The sequence below is a fragment of the Streptomyces sp. NPDC013455 genome (assembly GCF_040632975.1).
In the GTDB taxonomy this organism is placed as follows: domain Bacteria; phylum Actinomycetota; class Actinomycetes; order Streptomycetales; family Streptomycetaceae; genus Streptomyces.
The window spans coordinates 732,665-750,029 of the sequence record NZ_JBEYCX010000001.1 but is presented as its reverse complement, the minus strand read 5'-3'; the positions used below and the strand labels follow the sequence as shown (position 1 = coordinate 750,029).

12 protein-coding genes are annotated in these 17,365 nt (G+C 74.1%); 10 read left to right on the top strand and 2 right to left on the bottom strand.

The window, feature by feature from the left end; genetic code table 11:
- Positions 1–35: 35 nt before the first annotated feature.
- Together ABZ576_RS03295 and ABZ576_RS03290 are read right to left on the bottom strand one after the other, a co-directional pair.
- Positions 36–1,151: a glycosyltransferase gene (locus ABZ576_RS03295; RefSeq protein ID WP_360735202.1), complete on the bottom strand. Its 1,116-nt coding sequence runs from the start codon at positions 1,149–1,151 to the stop codon at positions 36–38.
- Positions 1,152–1,334: 183 nt separating this feature from the next.
- Complete coding sequence (locus ABZ576_RS03290; RefSeq protein ID WP_360735200.1) at positions 1,335–2,081, bottom strand: hypothetical protein; 747 nt, start codon at positions 2,079–2,081, stop codon at positions 1,335–1,337.
- 407 nt (positions 2,082–2,488) lie between these two features.
- Here ABZ576_RS03290 and ABZ576_RS03285 point away from each other — a divergent pair, with 407 nt between their 5' ends.
- The 10 genes from ABZ576_RS03285 (at position 2,489) to ABZ576_RS03240 (ending at position 17,244) form a co-directional block, all read left to right on the top strand.
- On the top strand, positions 2,489–3,088 hold the full coding sequence (locus ABZ576_RS03285) for a hypothetical protein (RefSeq protein ID WP_360735198.1): 600 nt from the start codon (positions 2,489–2,491) through the stop codon (positions 3,086–3,088).
- Positions 3,089–3,124: 36 nt separating this feature from the next.
- Complete coding sequence (locus ABZ576_RS03280; protein ID WP_360735196.1) at positions 3,125–4,237, top strand: hypothetical protein; 1,113 nt, start codon at positions 3,125–3,127, stop codon at positions 4,235–4,237.
- 46 nt (positions 4,238–4,283) lie between these two features.
- Positions 4,284–5,060 carry a TIGR03936 family radical SAM-associated protein gene (locus ABZ576_RS03275; RefSeq protein WP_360735194.1) on the top strand — a complete coding sequence of 259 codons (777 nt, stop codon included), beginning with the start codon at positions 4,284–4,286 and terminating at the stop codon, positions 5,058–5,060.
- 403 nt (positions 5,061–5,463) lie between these two features.
- Entirely contained in the window at positions 5,464–10,329 is a 4,866-nt protein-coding gene (locus tag ABZ576_RS03270) for an Rne/Rng family ribonuclease (protein WP_360735523.1), read from the top strand.
- Between the two features lie 231 nt (positions 10,330–10,560).
- Complete coding sequence (gene rplU, locus ABZ576_RS03265) at positions 10,561–10,881, top strand: 50S ribosomal protein L21 (RefSeq protein ID WP_028422127.1); 321 nt, start codon at positions 10,561–10,563, stop codon at positions 10,879–10,881.
- Between the two features lie 14 nt (positions 10,882–10,895).
- Complete coding sequence (rpmA, locus tag ABZ576_RS03260) at positions 10,896–11,150, top strand: 50S ribosomal protein L27 (RefSeq protein WP_030605064.1); 255 nt, start codon at positions 10,896–10,898, stop codon at positions 11,148–11,150.
- Positions 11,151–11,272: 122 nt separating this feature from the next.
- Positions 11,273–12,721: a GTPase ObgE gene (gene obgE / locus ABZ576_RS03255; RefSeq protein WP_360735192.1), complete on the top strand. Its 1,449-nt coding sequence runs from the start codon at positions 11,273–11,275 to the stop codon at positions 12,719–12,721.
- Between the two features lie 188 nt (positions 12,722–12,909).
- Complete coding sequence (locus ABZ576_RS03250; RefSeq protein WP_360735190.1) at positions 12,910–14,322, top strand: VCBS repeat-containing protein; 1,413 nt, start codon at positions 12,910–12,912, stop codon at positions 14,320–14,322.
- A gap of 562 nt (positions 14,323–14,884) precedes the next feature.
- Positions 14,885–16,432 (top strand): alkaline phosphatase D family protein, encoded by a 1,548-nt coding sequence (locus ABZ576_RS03245; protein WP_360735188.1) that lies wholly within the window; start codon positions 14,885–14,887, stop codon positions 16,430–16,432.
- A gap of 344 nt (positions 16,433–16,776) precedes the next feature.
- Positions 16,777–17,244, top strand: coding sequence for a hypothetical protein (locus ABZ576_RS03240; protein ID WP_360735186.1), 468 nt, complete (start codon positions 16,777–16,779; stop codon positions 17,242–17,244).
- Positions 17,245–17,365 lie beyond the last annotated feature (121 nt).

Below are 17,365 nucleotides of genomic sequence, written 5' to 3'. Positions count from 1 at the left end.
ACTCGTGTCCGGCCAGGGAGTCGGGCCGGGGGATGTCAGGCGGGCTGGGGCCGGCGTGCGCCCATGGCCAGCTTGGTCCTGGCGAAGTCGCGGTTGGCGATGATCCGTTTGCGGTGGGCCTCGGGCAGCCGGCCGCCGTCCAGGAGCTGCTCGCAGCACTCCAGCGACTCCCGGTAGGAGCCCATCCAGTACGCCGACACCGCCAGCTCGTCCAGGGCCCGCCAGTCGTACCAGCCGTGCTCGACGAACAGGATGTCGTCGGGGCGCGGGATCTCCACGGCGCGTCGGGCGAACAGGTAGGCGAGCGGCCAGCGCTCGCCCCGGACGCGGCACAGGTGCGCGAGCTCGCCGAGCGGCTCGGCGCGGGTGGGGCGGTGGCTGTGGGCGTCCATGAAGCGGGCCATGACCTCGGCCGTCTTCCGCTTGAGCGTCACGGCGAGCCGGGCGGCGTAGAGCCGGGCGCAGAACACCTCCTCGGCGAAGCCGCCCATGGCCGCGCGGCGGTCGTAGGCGGCGAGCGCCTTCGCCGGTTCGCCGGCGTCGCGCCAGCTCTGCGCGAGGTAGAAGACGTACCGGGTGTTCTCCGGTTCCCTGGCGAGCCCGTCCTTCAGGACGGCGGCGTCGCGCAGGTACTTGGCGCGCTGGTCGCCCCGCTGGCGTCCGCCGCCGCCCAGGATGACCATGCGGGCGCCCGGCAGCGTCGCGCGGCTGAACCGGGTGTCGCACTCCAGGTACTCGTGCAGGACGCCGACGTACCGCCAGGGGAGGCGGGTCGACACCATCGTCGGGCGCCAGTGGACGACGGGGCCGTGGCGCACCTCGAAGTCGTAGCAGTCGTGGGTCAGTTCCGGCATGGTGAAGCCGGGGTCGGTCTCCAGCACGTCGTCGGCGTCGATGAACAGCAGGTACCGCGCGTGGTCCCGGGCCCGTTCGATCGCCTCCGTGCGGCTGAGGTCGAAGCCTTTCCACGGGCTCTCGTGGAGCGTGCCGGGCAGGTCGGCGAGGGTCTCGCGGATGACGTCCTGGGTGCCGTCGGTCGAGCCCGTGTCGAGGATCATCCAGGTGTCGACGAGGGGGCGGACGGACTCGAGGCAGCGGCGGATCACATGCGCCTCGTCCTTGACGATCATATTGAGACAGACCGTTTTCATGGGCTTTTTTCTTTTCCCCGAAAGAAAGGAACGGGCGGTGAATTTATCGACCCCCGGATGCCTGTACAAGCAGCCACGGGCGGGGCCGCGTGGCTTTTTCCGGGCAGTTCGCAAGGGGTGCCCGGCGGCCGCTCGCGACCTTCCGCCGGGCACCCCTTGTGCGGTGCCGGAGCGCCGCGGCCGCTAAACGATGGTCCCGCCGTTCACCGCGCCGGAGGCCGGCTGCCTGTTCACCAGGACCCAGGGGTTGTTGTCGCAGTTCAGGGTGCGGTTGCTGGGGACGACCTGGCAGCTGGTCTCGTAGACGGAGCCCGTGGTGGTGATGACGTCCACCCGCAGGTTGCCTTCCGTCGCCACGCCCAGGCTGTGCTGGGCGAGGGCGATGCCACACGCGTTCTGCGGGTAATTGGGATGGGTGCTGAGGTCGGTCCACAGGAAAGGACCGGGAGTGGCCGTCGTGAGGTCACGAATACCCGCGAACGCCCTGGCCGGGTCCGAGCCCGCCAGTGCGGCGCGCAGTTCGAAGTTGTTGCTGTCCTGACTGGCGTCGATGTCGGTGCACGGGCCGGTCGCACCGGTCGCGCCGGTGGCACCCGTGGCCCCCGTCGCGCCGGTGGGGCCGGTCGCACCCGTGGCACCCGTGGCCCCCGTCGCGCCACGACACTGGTCGTGGTCGCCGCCGGAGGGGCCGGCGGCCTTCTTCTTCGTCTTGTGGTCGCCGCGATCGCCATGGTCGCCACGGTTGTCGCAGTCGTGGCCGCCGCCCTGCTTGGCGGCCGGCGTCCGGTCGGTGACGGCGCGGCCCGCCGCCGCGGCCGGTGCGGCCACGGCGGCCGCCAGCACCAGGGTGAGGGAGGTCAGCATCCCGGCCTGCTTGAACCGTGCGCGGGCCACCGGCCCGAGCCGTGTGGCCCTGTACTCAGGACTCATGCAGTGCTCCTTGCCTAGAGGCGGTCCGGGCGGGGACCCGGACGGTGGTCCGGGGGTTCCCGGACTCCAGTGCGAGCGTGACCTGCGTGTGCGGGACCGGCCGAGCCGTACGAGCCAAACGGGGATATTTGTCCTCACATCAGAGCAATAGCCGCTGCCCGACAGGCGGCTTTCCCCCCACCGTCACCTGGTGACACCGCCGTGAACCGGCGGTACCCCCGTCGTCCGGTGACACCAACTGCGCGCCCGACGGGCCCGATTGGGGCGGCCCGGCGGTGATCCGGCCGCCGTGCGCCCGGCCCGCCGGGTGGCGTGCGGCCCGCGGTGGACGGCAGCACGATGGAAGGAGGCGCGGCCACGGGACCGTACGGGGAACCCGCGGCCACGGCACCCGACGGGAGACGTCCATGACGCGGCAGACGGAGACGAAGGCCCCGCCCGAGAAGCCCGCCGGCATGGGCGGTGTGTTCTTCTCGTTCGCTCCCTGGATCGTCTTCGGGGTGGTCGCCAGTCCCAGCACCTGGGAGTACGCGGCACTGGCGGCGCTCGTCGCCGCGATCGTGCTGTCGGGGAAGGACGTCGCCCGGCACAGGTTCTACCTCCTCGACATGGTCGGCATCGTGTTCTTCGCGGTGATCACGGTCCTCGCGCTCGCCCTGGACCGCTCGCGGCTGCTCTGGCTGGAGACCTACGCCCAGGTCGTCTCCAGCGGAGTCGTCGCCGTCGTCGCGCTGGCCTCGCTGCTCAAGGACCCCTTCACGGCGCAGTACGCCCGGCGGCAGACGCCCCGCGAGTGGTGGGACTCGCCCGTCTTCCTGCACGTCAACCGGGTGCTGACGGCCGCGTGGGGCGTGGTCTTCGTCCTGATCACCGTCTCCACCTGGCTGGCCGTCCGCGTCCCGTCCCTGGACGACTGGCTCGACTGGGTCGTCCCGGTGGTGCTGCTGGTGGCGGTCGTCAAGTTCACCGAGCGCTACCCCGAGGCGTACAAGGCGCGCGTGCCGTAGTGCATCCGGACGGCCGTTCGGAGCGTCTACGGGGGTATGGAGTTCGACAAGCCACCCGCACAGCCGCAGCAGCCCCAGGGCTGCCTCGTCGTCGCCGTCCGCCTCCCGGTGCGGATCGTCGTCCTGGTGCTGGTCGTGCCGGTGCGGATGGTGTGGGACCTGCTCGTCGTCACCGGGCGGTTCCTGCGGGACACCGTCTTCCGGCCGGTCGGCCGGGCGCTGCTGTGGACCGGCCGGGCCGTGTTCGTGTGGCCGTTCGTCGGCCTGTGGCGGTACGTCCTGGTGCCCGTCGGCATGGCGCTCGCCTGGCTCGGCAGGGTCCTCGTCGTCGTACCGGCCGTGTGGGTCTACCGGCACGTCCTCACCCCGGTCGGGCACGGCCTGGCCTGGCTGGCCCGCGGGGTGGGCGCCGGGTTCGCCTGGGTCTACGCGCGCGTGCTCACCCCGGTCGGGCATGCGCTGACCTGGGTGCTGAAGGGCGTCGGCGCGGCCCTGGCCGCCGTCGGGCTCGGCGTGTACACGGCCGTCGCCTGGCTGCTGCGGTACCTCGTCGTCGTCCCCGCGCGGTGGCTGTACGCCTGGGTCCTCGCGCCGGTCGGCCGGGGTGTCGCCTGGTGCGTACGGGGGCTCGGGTGGCTGCTGGGACTGCTCGTCACCGGCGTCGGCGCGGCCCTGTACTGGACCGCCCGCGTCCTGTTCGTCCTTCCGGCGCTGGCGCTGTGGCGCTGGATCCTCGCGCCCGTCGGCCGGTTCCTCGCCTTCGTCGCGCGCGAGGTGGGCGAGGCCCTCGGGCACGCCTGGCGGGTCGCCGGGCGCCTCTCGCGGGCCTTCGGGCGGGCGCTCGCGACCCTCTTCCGGTGGATCTTCGTGGAGCCGGTGCGCTGGGTGTACCGGACCGTCCTCACCCCGGTCGGGCACGCCGTACGGGACGCCGTGGTGCGGCCCGTCGCCGCGGGCCTGCGCGCGGTGGGCCGGGCCTCGCGCGAGGCGCTGGACTCGGCCCGCGCCACCGTGCGGCAGGCCCGTGCCGACGTCCGGCGGGCGCTGTTCGGCGAGCCCCGGCAGCCGGTCGCGGTGGACCGGCGGGAACCCTCGGGCGGCGCGGCACGTAGTCTTGGTAGCAGTACGACCGCTCTCACGAAGGACTAGGACACTGGGCAAGCGACAGCCCGAAGGCCCGCCGCCCGCACCCGCGGTGCAGCGCATCCGACTGCGCTACACCAAGCGCGGCCGCCTGAGGTTCACCAGCCACCGAGACTTCCAGCGCGCCTTCGAGCGCGCGCTGCGCCGTGCCGAGGTGCCCATGGCGTACTCGGCAGGGTTCACGCCGCACCCGAAGGTGTCGTACGCCAATGCCGCACCCACCGGCACGGGCAGCGAGGCGGAGTACCTGGAGATCGCGCTCACCGAAGCGCGTGACCCGGAGACCCTGCGCGTCCTCCTCGACGAGTCGCTGCCCGCCGGGCTCGACATCGTCGAGGCGGTGGAGGCGCGGACCTCGGGCCTCGCCGACCGGCTGACGGCTTCCGTCTGGGAGCTGCGGCTGGACGGTGTCGACCCGGCCGACGCCGAGCGCGCGGTCGCGGCCTTCAGCGGGGCCGGGGCCGTCGAGGTGCAGCGGATGACCAAGAACGGCGTCCGCACCTTCGACGCCCGCCCGGCCGTGGTGAGCCTGGAGACACGCGGTGCGCCGGCTGATAGGCCGAGCGACCAGCCCTGTGCGATACTGCGGCTGGTTGTTCGGCACGTGACGCCTGCCGTACGACCCGACGACGTCCTGTCCGGTCTCCGCGCCGTGGCCGACCTGGCGCCGCCGGTCCCCGCAGCGGTGACCAGGCTGGCGCAGGGGCTGTTCGATGAAGAGACCGGCACGGTGACCGACCCGCTCGCGCCCGACCGCGAGGCAGCCGAGGCCCTGACGGCCACGCCGGCTGCCGCCGCGACGGCAGCGACGCCGGAAGGTCCCGCGTAGGGACGGACGTCGTAGCGCCGCCCTCGTACTCGGGAGCCACCTGGGTCGGGCAGCGCACCGACCAGAAGACTTTCGCCAGGCCGTACCGACAAGGCGTACGGAACCGGCGAGACAGGACACAGAGTGCTCCCGTGCGGCGCCCGCGCCCCGGACGGCGGCCATCGCGCATCGCGCGGGCCGCGGACGTCAACGGCGGACGGTCCCTCGAGACCGGCGCCGGACCAGGTGCGGCGCCCGGGAGCCTGACGGGAGAACCGCCCGCATGCTCGAACCGACCGAACCCATCGAGGGTTCCGAACAGAACACTCCGAGCGACACCCTGCCGCCGCGCAGGCGTCGCCGTGCCGCCTCCCGCCCGGCGGGCCCGCCCTCCGCGGCCGCGGAGGCGCCCGCCGAGGTCACCGTGCCGGCCATACCGGTCGCCGATGCCGACGAGGTCACCGAGATCGTCGAGGACACCGAGGCCGCCGAGAGCGCCGAGGCCCTGACGGCCGGTGCCGAGGACGCCGCCGGGACCGAGGAGGCCGCGGAGACGGACACCGAGAAGGCCGCTGGGACCGAAGAGGCCGCCGTCGCGCAGGCGCCCGCAGCGCGTCCGCGCCGCCGCGCCACCCGCCGGGCGTCCGCGCCCGCCGGTTCGCCGGTGCCCGACGAGGCGGCCGAGGCCGCCGAAACCGTCGTCCCCGCCGCGTCCGCCGCCGAGCCCGAGAAGCCGGCCGTCGCCGAGGCCGGCGCCGTCGTCGTCGGCGAGGAGGCCGCGCCGCGCCGCGTCCGGCGCCGGGCCACGCGCACCGTCTCGGCACCCGCGGCCACCGCGCCCGAGACCGGTGCCGCCGCCGACGGCGGTACCGAGACCCCCGCGGCAGCCCAGGCCACCGCGGCCGAGGAGACCGCTGCTTCCGCGCCCGCCGAGGAGCCGGCCGGCCGTCCGCGTCGGCGTGCGACCCGTCGGTCGGCCGCGCCCGCGGGCGCTCCGGCGTCCGCGGAGGCCGCGGAGACGGTCGCACCGGTCGCGGAGGCGCCTGCTGCGCCCGCTGCCGCTGCTGCCGAGGGCCGGGCGGAGGCGCCTGCCGCCGCTGCTGCCGAGGGTGAGGCGGAGGCTGCTGCTCCGGCGGGTCGTCCGCGTCGCCGTGTGAGCCGTCGGGCGTCCGCGCCCGCGGGTGCTGCGGCGTCGGCCGAGGCTGCCGAGACCGTGGTGCCCGCCGTCGCGCCGGTCGCGGAGGCGCCTGCTGCGCCCGCTGCCGCTGCTGCCGAGGGCCGGGCGGAGGCGCCTGCCGCCGCTGCTGCCGAGGGTGAGGCGGAGGCTGCTGCTCCGGCGGGTCGTCCGCGTCGGCGTGTGAGCCGTCGGGCGTCCGCGCCCGCGGGTGCTGCGGCGTCGGCCGAGGCTGCCGAGACCGTGGTGCCCGCCGTCGCGCCGGTCGCGGAGGCGCCTGCTGCGCCTGTTGCGCCCGCTGCCCCTGCCGCTGCCGCCGAGGGTGAGGCGGAAGCTGCTGCTCCGGCCGGTCGTCCGCGTCGCCGCGCGACCCGCCGGGCGTCCGCGCCCGCCGGTGCGCCCCAGGCCGCCGCTGCCGAGGAGACCGCGCCCGCCGCCGAGGAGACCGCGCCCGCCGTCGAGGAAGCGCCCGCCGCCCAGCCGGCCGCCGCTGCCGAGCCCCTCGCCGGTACCCCGGCGGAGGAGCCCGCCGCCGAGGAAGCCGCCCCGCGCCGTACCCGGCGCCGGGCCACCCGCCGGGTCTCCGCGCCCGCCGGTGCCCCCCTGACCGAGGAGGCCGCCGTGCCCCAGGCCGAACAGGCGGAGGAGTCCGGCGTGCGCGCCCACACCCCCGAGGTCCCCGTGACCACCCACACCACCGAGCCCGCTCCGGCCACCGCCGAGGCGCCGCAGGCCCCGGCCGCCCAGGCGCCCGCCGAGGCCGGCGCCCCGCGTCGTACCCGGCGCCGGGCGGTGCGGCCCGCCTCCGGGTTCGCCGAGCCCGCACGGTCCGCCGCGCCGGCCAGGCCCGCCGCGGAGGCCGCCGAAGCGCCCGAGGCCGAGGCCCCGCGCCGGCCGGCCCGCCCCTCCGTCGCCGTCTTCCAGGCGCCGGTGTTCGCCGAGCCCAGGTTCCAGACCCCCGAGCGGGCCGCCGCCGAGGCCGCCGCCGAGGCCGCCGGGACGGAGCAGCCCGAGGAGTACGCGGAGTCCGCGGAGGAGCGCGCCGAGACCGGCACGCGCCGCCGCCGTCGCCGTCGCGGTGCCGCCGCGGAGGAGACCCGTCCGGTCGCGGCCGCCGCCGAGGACGAGGAGACGGAGCCGGCCGAGGAGGAGGCGGAGGAGGCCGAGGAGCCCCTGGAGGCCGCCGAGGACCTCTCCGAGAGCGACGAGGCCGAGGACGCCGAGGAGGCCGAGGGCTACGAGGAGTCCGGCTCGCGCCGCCGTCGCCGCCGTGGCGGACGCCGCCGCCGTCGCGGTGACGCCGCCGAGGGCGAGGGCGGGGACGCCGACGCCGGGGAACTCGCCGCCGAGCAGGCCGCCCAGGACGCCGAGGACACCGCCGAGCAGGAGGAGGAGGACGCCGAGGACGCCCGCGACGAGGCCGGCGGTTCCAGCTCCAGCACCCGCCGTCGCCGCCGTCGCCGTCGCCGGGCCGGTGACACCGGCGTCGACGCCGAGCCGTCCGCCGACGACCCGGAGCGCACGGTCGTCAAGCTCCGCGAGCCGCGCAAGCAGGCCGAGCCGTCCGACGAGGTGCAGTCCATCAAGGGCTCGACCCGTCTGGAGGCCAAGAAGCAGCGCCGCAGGGAAGGCCGGGAGCAGGGCCGCCGCCGCGTTCCGATCATCACCGAGGCCGAGTTCCTGGCCCGCCGCGAGGCCGTCGAGCGCGTGATGGTCGTCCGGCAGCACGGCGACCGTACGCAGATCGGCGTCCTGGAGGACGGCGTGCTCGTCGAGCACTACGTCAACAAGGAGCAGTCGACCTCGTACGTCGGCAACGTGTACCTGGGCAAGGTGCAGAACGTACTGCCCTCCATGGAGGCCGCGTTCATCGACATCGGCAAGGGCCGCAACGCGGTGCTCTACGCCGGTGAGGTCAACTTCGAGGCGCTCGGCATGGCCAACGGGCCGCGCCGCATCGAGTCCGCCCTGAAGTCGGGCCAGTCCGTCCTCGTGCAGGTCACCAAGGACCCGATCGGACACAAGGGCGCCCGCCTGACCAGCCAGGTCTCCCTCCCGGGCCGCTACCTCGTGTACGTCCCCGAGGGCTCGATGACCGGCATCAGCCGCAAGCTGCCCGACACCGAGCGGGCCCGGCTGAAGAGCATCCTCAAGAAGATCGTCCCCGAGGACGCGGGCGTCATCGTGCGCACCGCCGCCGAGGGCGCGAGCGAGGACGAGCTGCGCCGCGACGTCGAGCGGCTCCAGGCGCAGTGGGAGGAGATCCAGAAGAAGGCGAAGAGCGGCAACGCCCCGACGCTGCTGTACGGCGAGCCGGACATGACGGTCCGCGTCGTGCGCGACATCTTCAACGAGGACTTCACCAAGGTCATCGTCAGCGGTGACGACGCCTGGCAGACGATCCACGGGTACGTCTCGCACGTCGCCCCGGATCTGGCCGGCCGGCTGTCGAAGTGGACCTCCGAGGTCGACGTCTTCGCCACCTACCGGATCGACGAGCAGCTCGCCAAGGCGCTGGACCGCAAGGTCTGGCTGCCCAGCGGCGGTTCGCTGGTGATCGACCGGACCGAGGCGATGGTCGTCATCGACGTCAACACCGGCAAGTTCACCGGCCAGGGCGGCAACCTGGAGGAGACGGTCACCAGGAACAACCTGGAGGCGGCCGAGGAGATCGTGCGCCAGCTGCGGCTGCGCGACCTCGGCGGCATCATCGTGATCGACTTCATCGACATGGTCCTGGAGTCCAACCGCGACCTGGTGCTGCGCCGCCTGCTGGAGTGCCTGGGCCGGGACCGTACGAAGCACCAGGTGGCCGAGGTCACCTCGCTGGGCCTGGTCCAGATGACCCGCAAGCGGGTCGGCCAGGGCCTGCTGGAGTCCTTCTCGGAGACCTGCGTCCACTGCAACGGGCGCGGTGTGATCGTCCACCTGGACCAGGCGACCGTGAACGGTGGCGGCGGCAAGCGCAAGAAGCGCGGCCGGGGTGCCGAGGCGCCGGAGCCGGTGCACGAGCACGTGCACGAGACCGCGGCCGTGGCCGTGGAGTCCGGCGAGGCCGTGGAGCCCGAGGTGGAGACCGCCGCGGAGGTGGCCGCCGAGGCCGCCGAGCCGGTGGCCCTGCCCGCCCCGGACTTCGCGCCCGACGAGGAGCTGTACAGCAGCGTCGCCGAGGCGGAGGCGGCGGCCGGCCGTGGCCGTACGCGGCGCCGGGCGAGCCGCCGGGTGTCCGCTCCGGCGGGCGCGCCGAAGGCGGAGAAGACCGGCAGGTCCGCCAGGGCGGCGAGGGCCGCGGAGGCCGAGCAGGCCGAGCAGGCCGAGCAGGCCGAGCAGGCCGCCGAGGTGCCGACCGCGCAGGACGTCACCGCCGAAGAGGCGGCGGCGCGCCCGGTCCGGCCGGAGCCGGCCGCCGAGGCGCTGGCCGAGCCGGTGGCCGCCGAGGACCAGGTGGTCCCGGCGCCGCAGGCCGAGGCCCCGGCCGCCGAGGAGGCCGCGCCCAAGGGCCGTACGCGCCGTCGGGCGACCCGGAAGGTGTCGGCCCCGGCCGGTTCCCCCGCGGGCGCCGAGGCGGCCGTGGTGACGGTGCCGGAGACCGCACCCGCGGCACCGGCCGAGTCGCCGGCCGAGCAGCCCGCTCCGGCCGCCGAGGTCCCCGCCGCCGAGGTCCCGGCGGAGGAGGCCCCGGCGCCCGTCGAGGCCGCCGCGCCGGCCCGCCCGCGCCGCCGTGCGGTGCGCAAGGCCACCGCGCCGACCGCGTCCGAGGAGGCGGCCGTCGTGGTCGTCCCGTCGGCCGCGGCCGAGGAGGCACCGGCGCAGGAGGCTCCGGCCCCCGAGGCCCCCGCGGCCCCGGCCGGCACCGAGGCGGAGCCGCAGGCCCCGGCGGGCGAGGTGACGCCCGAGGAGGTGGCCGAGGTGACGGCTCCGGCCAAGAAGGCGGCCCGCAAGACCGCCGCCAAGAAGACCGCGGCGAAGAAGACGGCGGCCAAGAAGACCGCGGCCAAGAAGACGGCCGCCAAGAAGACGACGGCCAAGAAGGCGACGAAGACCGCCAAGACGGCCGCCGCGAAGTCGACGGCGAAGAAGACCACCACGGTCTCCACCGCCGGCGACGAGGGCTGACGCCTGAAGTGTGCGGCCGGTCCACGTGACCGGCCGCACACCCAGGGGGCCCGGTTTGACCCCCTCGGCCGTGGACCCGTACCCTTGACCGTCGGCGTGTCCACTGCACACGCCACATCCCCGTAAACCTAATTCCTCCCGGGCGCAAGGCGGGCCGGGAGAGGTCGTCCGTGTGTTCCTGGGCGACTGGCCTGCGGGGGTGCCGTTTCTTCGAGCGAAAGTGAGATCCGCGTGTACGCCATCGTGCGCAGCGGTGGTCGCCAGCACAAGGTTGCTGTCGGCGACATCGTTGAGGTTGACAAGATTTCCACTGCCAAGGTTGGCGACACGGTCGAGCTCTCGACCCTGCTCGTTGTCGACGGCGACTCCGTGACCAGCGACCCGTGGGTGCTGGCCGGCATCAAGGTCCAGGCCGAGGTCGTGGACCACCACAAGGGCCAGAAGATCGACATTCTGCGCTACAAGAACAAGACCGGCTACCGCCGTCGGCAGGGCCACCGCCAGCAGTACACGGCGATCAAGGTCACGTCGATCCCCACGGCTGCGAAGTAAGGGACTGAGGAGAAATGGCACACAAGAAGGGCGCATCGTCCACCCGGAACGGTCGCGACTCCAATGCCCAGCGGCTCGGCGTGAAGCGCTTCGGCGGTCAGGTCGTGAGCGCGGGTGAGATCCTGGTCCGCCAGCGCGGCACCCACTTCCACCCCGGCGCCGGTGTCGGCCGTGGCGGCGACGACACGCTGTTCGCCCTCCAGGCCGGTGCGGTGGAGTTCGGTACCCACCGTGGCCGCAAGGTCGTGAACATCGTTCCGGTCGCCTGAATCGCCTGATTCAGCACCGAACGCTTTCGCGAGGCGGACCTCACTTCCCGTTCGGGAAGGCGGGTCCGCCTTTCGCGTGTTAACACAGGTAAAACCCGTCATCTTTCTGGAGGCACCCCACCATGACCACCTTCGTGGACCGCGTCGAGCTGCATGTCGCCGCGGGTAACGGAGGCCACGGCTGTGCCTCCGTCCACCGTGAGAAGTTCAAGCCGCTCGGCGGCCCCGACGGCGGCAACGGCGGCCGTGGCGGTGACGTCATCCTGACCGTCGACCAGTCGGTCACGACGCTGCTCGACTACCACCACTCCCCGCACCGCAAGGCCACCAACGGCAAGCCCGGCGAGGGCGGCAACCGCTCCGGCAAGGACGGCCAGGACCTGATCCTGCCGGTGCCGGACGGCACGGTGGTGATGGACAAGGCGGGCAACGTGCTCGCCGACCTGGTCGGCCACGGCACCTCGTACATCGCCGCGCAGGGCGGCCGGGGCGGCCTCGGCAACGCGGCGCTGGCCTCCGCCCGCCGCAAGGCGCCCGGTTTCGCGCTGCTGGGCGAGCCCGGCGACCTGCAGGACATCGTCCTGGAGCTGAAGACCGTCGCCGACGTGGCCCTCGTGGGCTACCCGAGCGCCGGCAAGTCCTCGCTGATCTCCGTGCTCAGCGCGGCCAAGCCGAAGATCGCCGACTACCCGTTCACCACGCTGGTCCCGAACCTGGGCGTGGTGACCGCCGGTTCCACCGTCTACACCATCGCCGACGTGCCCGGTCTGATCCCCGGCGCCAGCCAGGGCCGCGGTCTCGGCCTGGAGTTCCTGCGCCACGTGGAGCGGTGCAGCGTGCTGGTGCACGTGCTGGACACCGCGACGCTGGAGTCCGACCGCGACCCGGTCTCCGACCTCGACGTCATCGAGGAGGAGCTGCGGCAGTACGGCGGCCTCGGCAACCGGCCCCGGATCGTCGTCCTGAACAAGGTCGACGTGCCGGACGGCAAGGACCTCGCCGAGATGGTCCGCCCCGACCTGGAGGCCCGTGGTTACCGGGTCTTCGAGGTGTCCGCCGTCGCCCACATCGGCCTGCGCGAGCTGTCCTTCGCGCTCGGCGACCTGGTCGGCAAGGCGCGGGCCGCGAAGCCCAAGGAGGAGGCGACCCGGATCGTCATCCGGCCCAAGGCCGTGGACGACGCGGGCTTCACCGTCACCCGTGAGGACGTCGGCGGCGAGCCGCTGTTCCGGGTGCGCGGCGAGAAGCCCGAACGCTGGGTCCGGCAGACCGACTTCAACAACGACGAGGCCGTCGGCTACCTCGCCGACCGGCTCAACCGCCTCGGCGTGGAAGAGGAGCTGATGAAGGCGGGCGCCCGCGCGGGCGACGGCGTCGCCATCGGCCCCGAGGAGAACGCGGTTGTCTTCGACTGGGAGCCGACGGTCATGTCCGGTGCCGAGATGCTCGGCCGCCGTGGCGAGGACCACCGCTTCGACGCCCCCCGGCCCGCCGCTCAGCGCCGCAAGGACAAGCAGGCGGAGCGGGACGATGCGCTGCGGGAGTACGACGACTTCGACCCGTTCGAGTAGGCGCGCCGTCGGCCCGTCCGCGTGCGCGCCGCGGGTGAGCGGACAACTGAAGAGGTGAACGTCGGGAGAACCGGTGGTGTCCGCGAGGGCAACCCCGGCCCGCCCTGGCGAGTCGAAGGGTGCGGCACGGAACGGATCTTGGTCTGTTCCGTGCCGCGTCCCTCTGTCGTCCGACTCCTGGAGCCGAAGTGCCTGACCAGCCTCGTTCCTTCTCCCGCCGCACCCTGACGCTCGCCACCGGCCTCGCCCTGGCCGCCGGTGCCGTACTGGCGGCCCCCGCGGCGGACGCGGCCCCGCGCCCCGCCCCGCAGGTGCGGGCGGACTTCAACGGCGACGGCTACGGTGACCTGGCCGTCGCCGCGCCCTCCGGCACGGTGGGCGGCAAGGCCCGGGCCGGCTATGTGGCGGTGATGTACGGATCGCCCAAGGGCCTCGCCGCGAAGAAGGTGTACACGCAGGCGTCGCCCGGCGTCCCCGGAGCCGTGGAGAAGGAGGACTTCTTCGGGTCGGGGCTGGCCACCGCGGACCTGGACGGCGACGGCTTCACCGACCTGCTGGCCGGGGCGGGCGGCGAGCAGTGGACGCGGGACGGCGTCGGCCGCTCGGGCAGCCGGACCGTGCTGTGGGGCGGTCCGAAGGGCTTCGTCTCCGGCACCCTGCTGCCCGCCGAGGGGACCGGCCGCCACCAGGACCCGCTCACGGTCGCCGGTGACTTCGACGGCGACGGGCATCAGGATCTGGCACGGGGCGGGCGGGTGCTGCTCGGTCCGTTCGGGCGGGACGGCCGCCCGGCGGGCGTCCAGGAGGGCGCCGAGTTCATCGACGGCGACCTCAGCACGGTCGCGGTGGCGGTCGGCGACACCGACGGCGACGGCACCGACGACGTCGTGACGCTGGCCCGGACCTACGACCCGGACGACGAGGGCGACTACGGGCACGGCGTCTTCTACGCGCGCGGCGGCCGCGACGGACTGCGCGCCCCGGCCGAACTGAAGGGCCTGTACGGGTCGGAGGGCGACGACCTGGCGCTCGGCGACCTCGACGGCGACGGCCGGGCGGACCTGGTCGTCGGTGGCCGGACCCTGCGCGTCCTGCACGCCGGCGCGCAGGGCCTGGGCGCGGGCGAGCCCCGGGTGATCACCCAGGACACGCCGGGCGTGCCCGGCGCCCAGGAGGCCGGGGACGGGTTCGGACACGCGCTGGCCCTCGGCGACGTGACGGGTGACGGCCGCGCCGACATCCTGGCGGGCATCCCCTTCGAGGACTTCGACGGGCTGCGCAGCCCCGGCGCCTTCGCCGTCGTACCCGGCGGCCCCTCGGGCGCCACCGGTGCCGGGACCAAGGTGTTCACCCAGAACAGCGCGGGCGTCCCCGGTACGGCGGAGAAGGACGACTGGTTCGGCGCCGCCGTGCACCTCGTGGACGGCGACGGCGACGGCAGGGCCGAGCCGGTGGTCGGCGCGCCCCTGGAGGACTCCCGCGCCGGTGCGTTCTGGGTGTTCCCGGGCCGGACGAGCGCCAAGGGGTCCTTCACCGTGGGTGCCCGCGTCCTCGGCACGGTCGCGTCCGGCGCCGAACTCGGCTTCGTGTTCCCCAACTGACCCGGCTTCACCCGAGATTTTCGGCCGGACCACGGCGCTGGCCGACGCGGACGCCGACGGCAGGGCCGGCCTGGTCGCCGGCGACCCGGAGGAGAACGCCGCAGACGGCGCGGTGCGGGTGTGCCCGGCGGCGTCCGGGGGCGTCACCCACGCCGCAGACGGCGTGGTGCGGGTGTGCCCGGCGGCGTCCGCGGGCGTCACCGCGGGTGGCGCCTTCTCGTACGGTCCGGCCGGACCCGGTCGGCCCGCCGCCAAGGCCCGGTTCGGCGTCTCGCCCGGCGACTGACCGGGCCGGCCGCCCGCAGGGCCGGTCAGCCGGGCCGGGCGCCCGCGGGCCGGTCCGCGGGCGGCCGTCGCCGACGACGGCGGTGGGGCGGATTCCGACCTACCGTCAGGCCCGTTGTGCCGCGAGGGTTTTCCCTGCCGCAACGGGTCTTCTGTTGTCTGCTCATTTGTCATGCTCGCGATGGGCTTCGTTCAGCAGGCGGACCGTCCGGCCGTGGGAACTTCCGAATGTCCGACAGACCAGCCCAAGTGGCCACTGTGGCAAGGGAGTCAGCGCATGACCGCACCATCGCCCGACCGCCGCCGCTTTCTGACCGCAGGGGCCGCCCTGCTCGGCGCCGCCGCCTCCGCGCAGCTGTGGCTGCCCGGCACCGCCCGCGCCGCCGACACCCCGCTGCCCGACGGGGTGTTCACCCTCGGCGTCACCTCCGGCGATCCACTGCCCGACGGCATCGTGCTGTGGACCAGACTCGCGCCGGACCCGCTGAACGGCGGCGGCATGCCCGACGCGGTCTTCCCCGTGGAGTGGGAGATCGCGGAGGACGAGCGGTTCCACCGGATCGCCCGCCGGGGCACCGCCCAGGCCCGCCCCGAACTCGGCCACAGCGTCCACGCCGACGTCCGTGGCCTGCGCCCGGACCGCCCGTACTGGTACCGCTTCCGGGCCGGCGGCCAGCTCTCGCCCACCGGCCGCACCCGCACCGCGCCCCACCCGCACCAGCGGGGCGGCTCGCTGCGCGTCGCCCTCGCCTCCTGCCAGAACTGGCAGCACGGCTACTTCACGCCGTACGCGGACATGCTCGCCCAGGACCCCGACGTCGTCCTGTTCGTCGGTGACTACATCTACGAGTCCGGACCGTCCGCCACCGCCGTCCGCCGGCACGAGGGCAAGGGCGAGCCGTACACCCTCGCGCAGTACCGCAACCGGTACGCCCAGTACCGCACCGACCCCGACCTCGCCGCGATGCACGCCAACGCCCCCTGGGTGGTGACCTTCGACGACCACGAGGTGGACAACGACTGGGCCGGCGAGATACCGCAGGACCCGGACAAGCAGCCGCACGACAAGTTCGTCACCCGGATGACAGCCGCCTTCCAGGCGTACTACGAGCACATGCCGGTGCGCGCCAGCGCGATCCCGAACGGCCCGCACATCCAGATGTACCGCCGGCTGGAGTTCGGCCGGCTCGCCCGGCTCAACGTCCTCGACACCCGGCAGTACCGCAGCGACCAGGCCACCACCCAGGAGGGCGCCGAGGCGCCCACGCAGACCATGCTCGGCGCCGGGCAGAAGCAGTGGCTGCTCGACGGGCTGTACGACTCCCCGGCCCGCTGGAACCTCATCGCCTCGCAGATCATGATGGCCGAGACCGACCTGCTGCCCGGCGACGGCAAGCTCTGGTACTACGACGCCTGGGACGGCTACCAGGCCGAGCGCAACGCCCTGCTGGAGGAGTTCGCCGACATCCGCAACCCGGTCGTGCTCAGCGGCGACCGCCACCTGACGATGATCAGCGACCTCAGGACGGACTACGCCGACCCGGACTCCGACGTCGTGGGCGCCGAGTTCGTCGGCACCTCCATCTCCAGCAGCGGCGACCAGGACCAGGACGCCTTCCACAAGCAGTGGGACCCGCTGAAGGCGGACAACCCGCACTGGAAGCTGATCGACGCCCACCGCGGCTACCACCTGTTCGACATCCGCCGCGACGGCATCGACGCCCGGGTCCGGGTCGTCGACACGGTGCTGAAGCCGCAGGCGACGGCGAGCACCCTGGCCCGGCTGCGGGTGGAGTCCGACGAGCCGGGCGTCCGGCTCGTGTGAGACCCGCGGGAGCCTGGGACTCATCCGGGTCCCAGGCTCCTCCCGGCCCCGTCTCGGGCAGGGCTCCTGCCGTCCGCTGGCGCAGCCCGGCGGGGACCGGGTGCACATCGTGGTCACGCCGCGCCCGCTCGCGAGGATCATGCCCTCGCCGTGGCAGCAGTAGGTGCAGAACGGGCTGCGCAGGGGCTACGCGGACCGGCTGGAGCACATGCTGCGCAAGCCGCCGTACGAGAAGCCCAGCCCCAGCTTGCGGTGGCGGCACCGGCACGGCCGGCTGGTCGGGCGCTGGGCCCGGGCGGTCGGCGCCGGGCGGGTCACCGTGGCCGTGGCGGACGACCGTGGCCGTGGCGGACGACCGCGACCGCGGCGGGCTGCCGCGCGCCTTCGAGGCGCTGCTCGGCCTGCCGGGCAATCTCCTCCAGCCGGTCCCGGACACCGCGAATCGGTCCCTCACCCTGGCCGAGACCGAAATGCTGCGGAATCTTAATGTGGAATTCCGTGGCAATGGTCTCCCGGACGCGCTGTATTCCCGTCTCGTGCGGGGCGGCGCGGTGCCGCATATGAAGAACACGTGCAGCCCCGCGGCCGGGGACGTGAAGATCCCCACGCCCCGCCGGGCGGCCGAGGCGGCGGCCGCGATCGGCGCCGGGGCGGCGGAGCGGATCACCGGGCCGGGCGTCCGCGTGCTTGGTGACCCGGCGCTGCTGTCCGCCGTACCCGAGGGGCCGGAGCGCGGGGTGCACCAGACGCCGTCGAAGGAGCTCGTGCGGGTGCTCGGGCACCGCCGTCTCAAGCGGCTGCGGCGGCGCTGACCCCGGTTCACCGGCGGCCTGTGGACTTACTCACAGCAAATTCACGGGGGTTCACACCGCCCGCCGCCAATCACCAGGAGTGCAAGGTGAATGACAGGTAGCGCGCACATATGCATGGGAC

Excerpts from the sequence above, each read along its gene's own strand:
- ABZ576_RS03290 (WP_360735200.1), bottom strand. The coding sequence starts at position 2,081 with ATGAGTCCTGAGTACAGGGCCACACGGCTCGGGCCGGTGGCCCGCGCA.
- ABZ576_RS03285 (WP_360735198.1), top strand. The coding sequence starts at position 2,489 with ATGACGCGGCAGACGGAGACGAAGGCCCCGCCCGAGAAGCCCGCCGGC.
- rpmA (WP_030605064.1), top strand. The coding sequence starts at position 10,896 with ATGGCACACAAGAAGGGCGCATCGTCCACCCGGAACGGTCGCGACTCC.
- ABZ576_RS03295 (WP_360735202.1), bottom strand. The coding sequence starts at position 1,151 with ATGAAAACGGTCTGTCTCAATATGATCGTCAAGGACGAGGCGCATGTG.
- ABZ576_RS03280 (WP_360735196.1), top strand. The coding sequence starts at position 3,125 with ATGGAGTTCGACAAGCCACCCGCACAGCCGCAGCAGCCCCAGGGCTGC.
- obgE (WP_360735192.1), top strand. The coding sequence starts at position 11,273 with ATGACCACCTTCGTGGACCGCGTCGAGCTGCATGTCGCCGCGGGTAAC.
- ABZ576_RS03245 (WP_360735188.1), top strand. The coding sequence starts at position 14,885 with ATGACCGCACCATCGCCCGACCGCCGCCGCTTTCTGACCGCAGGGGCC.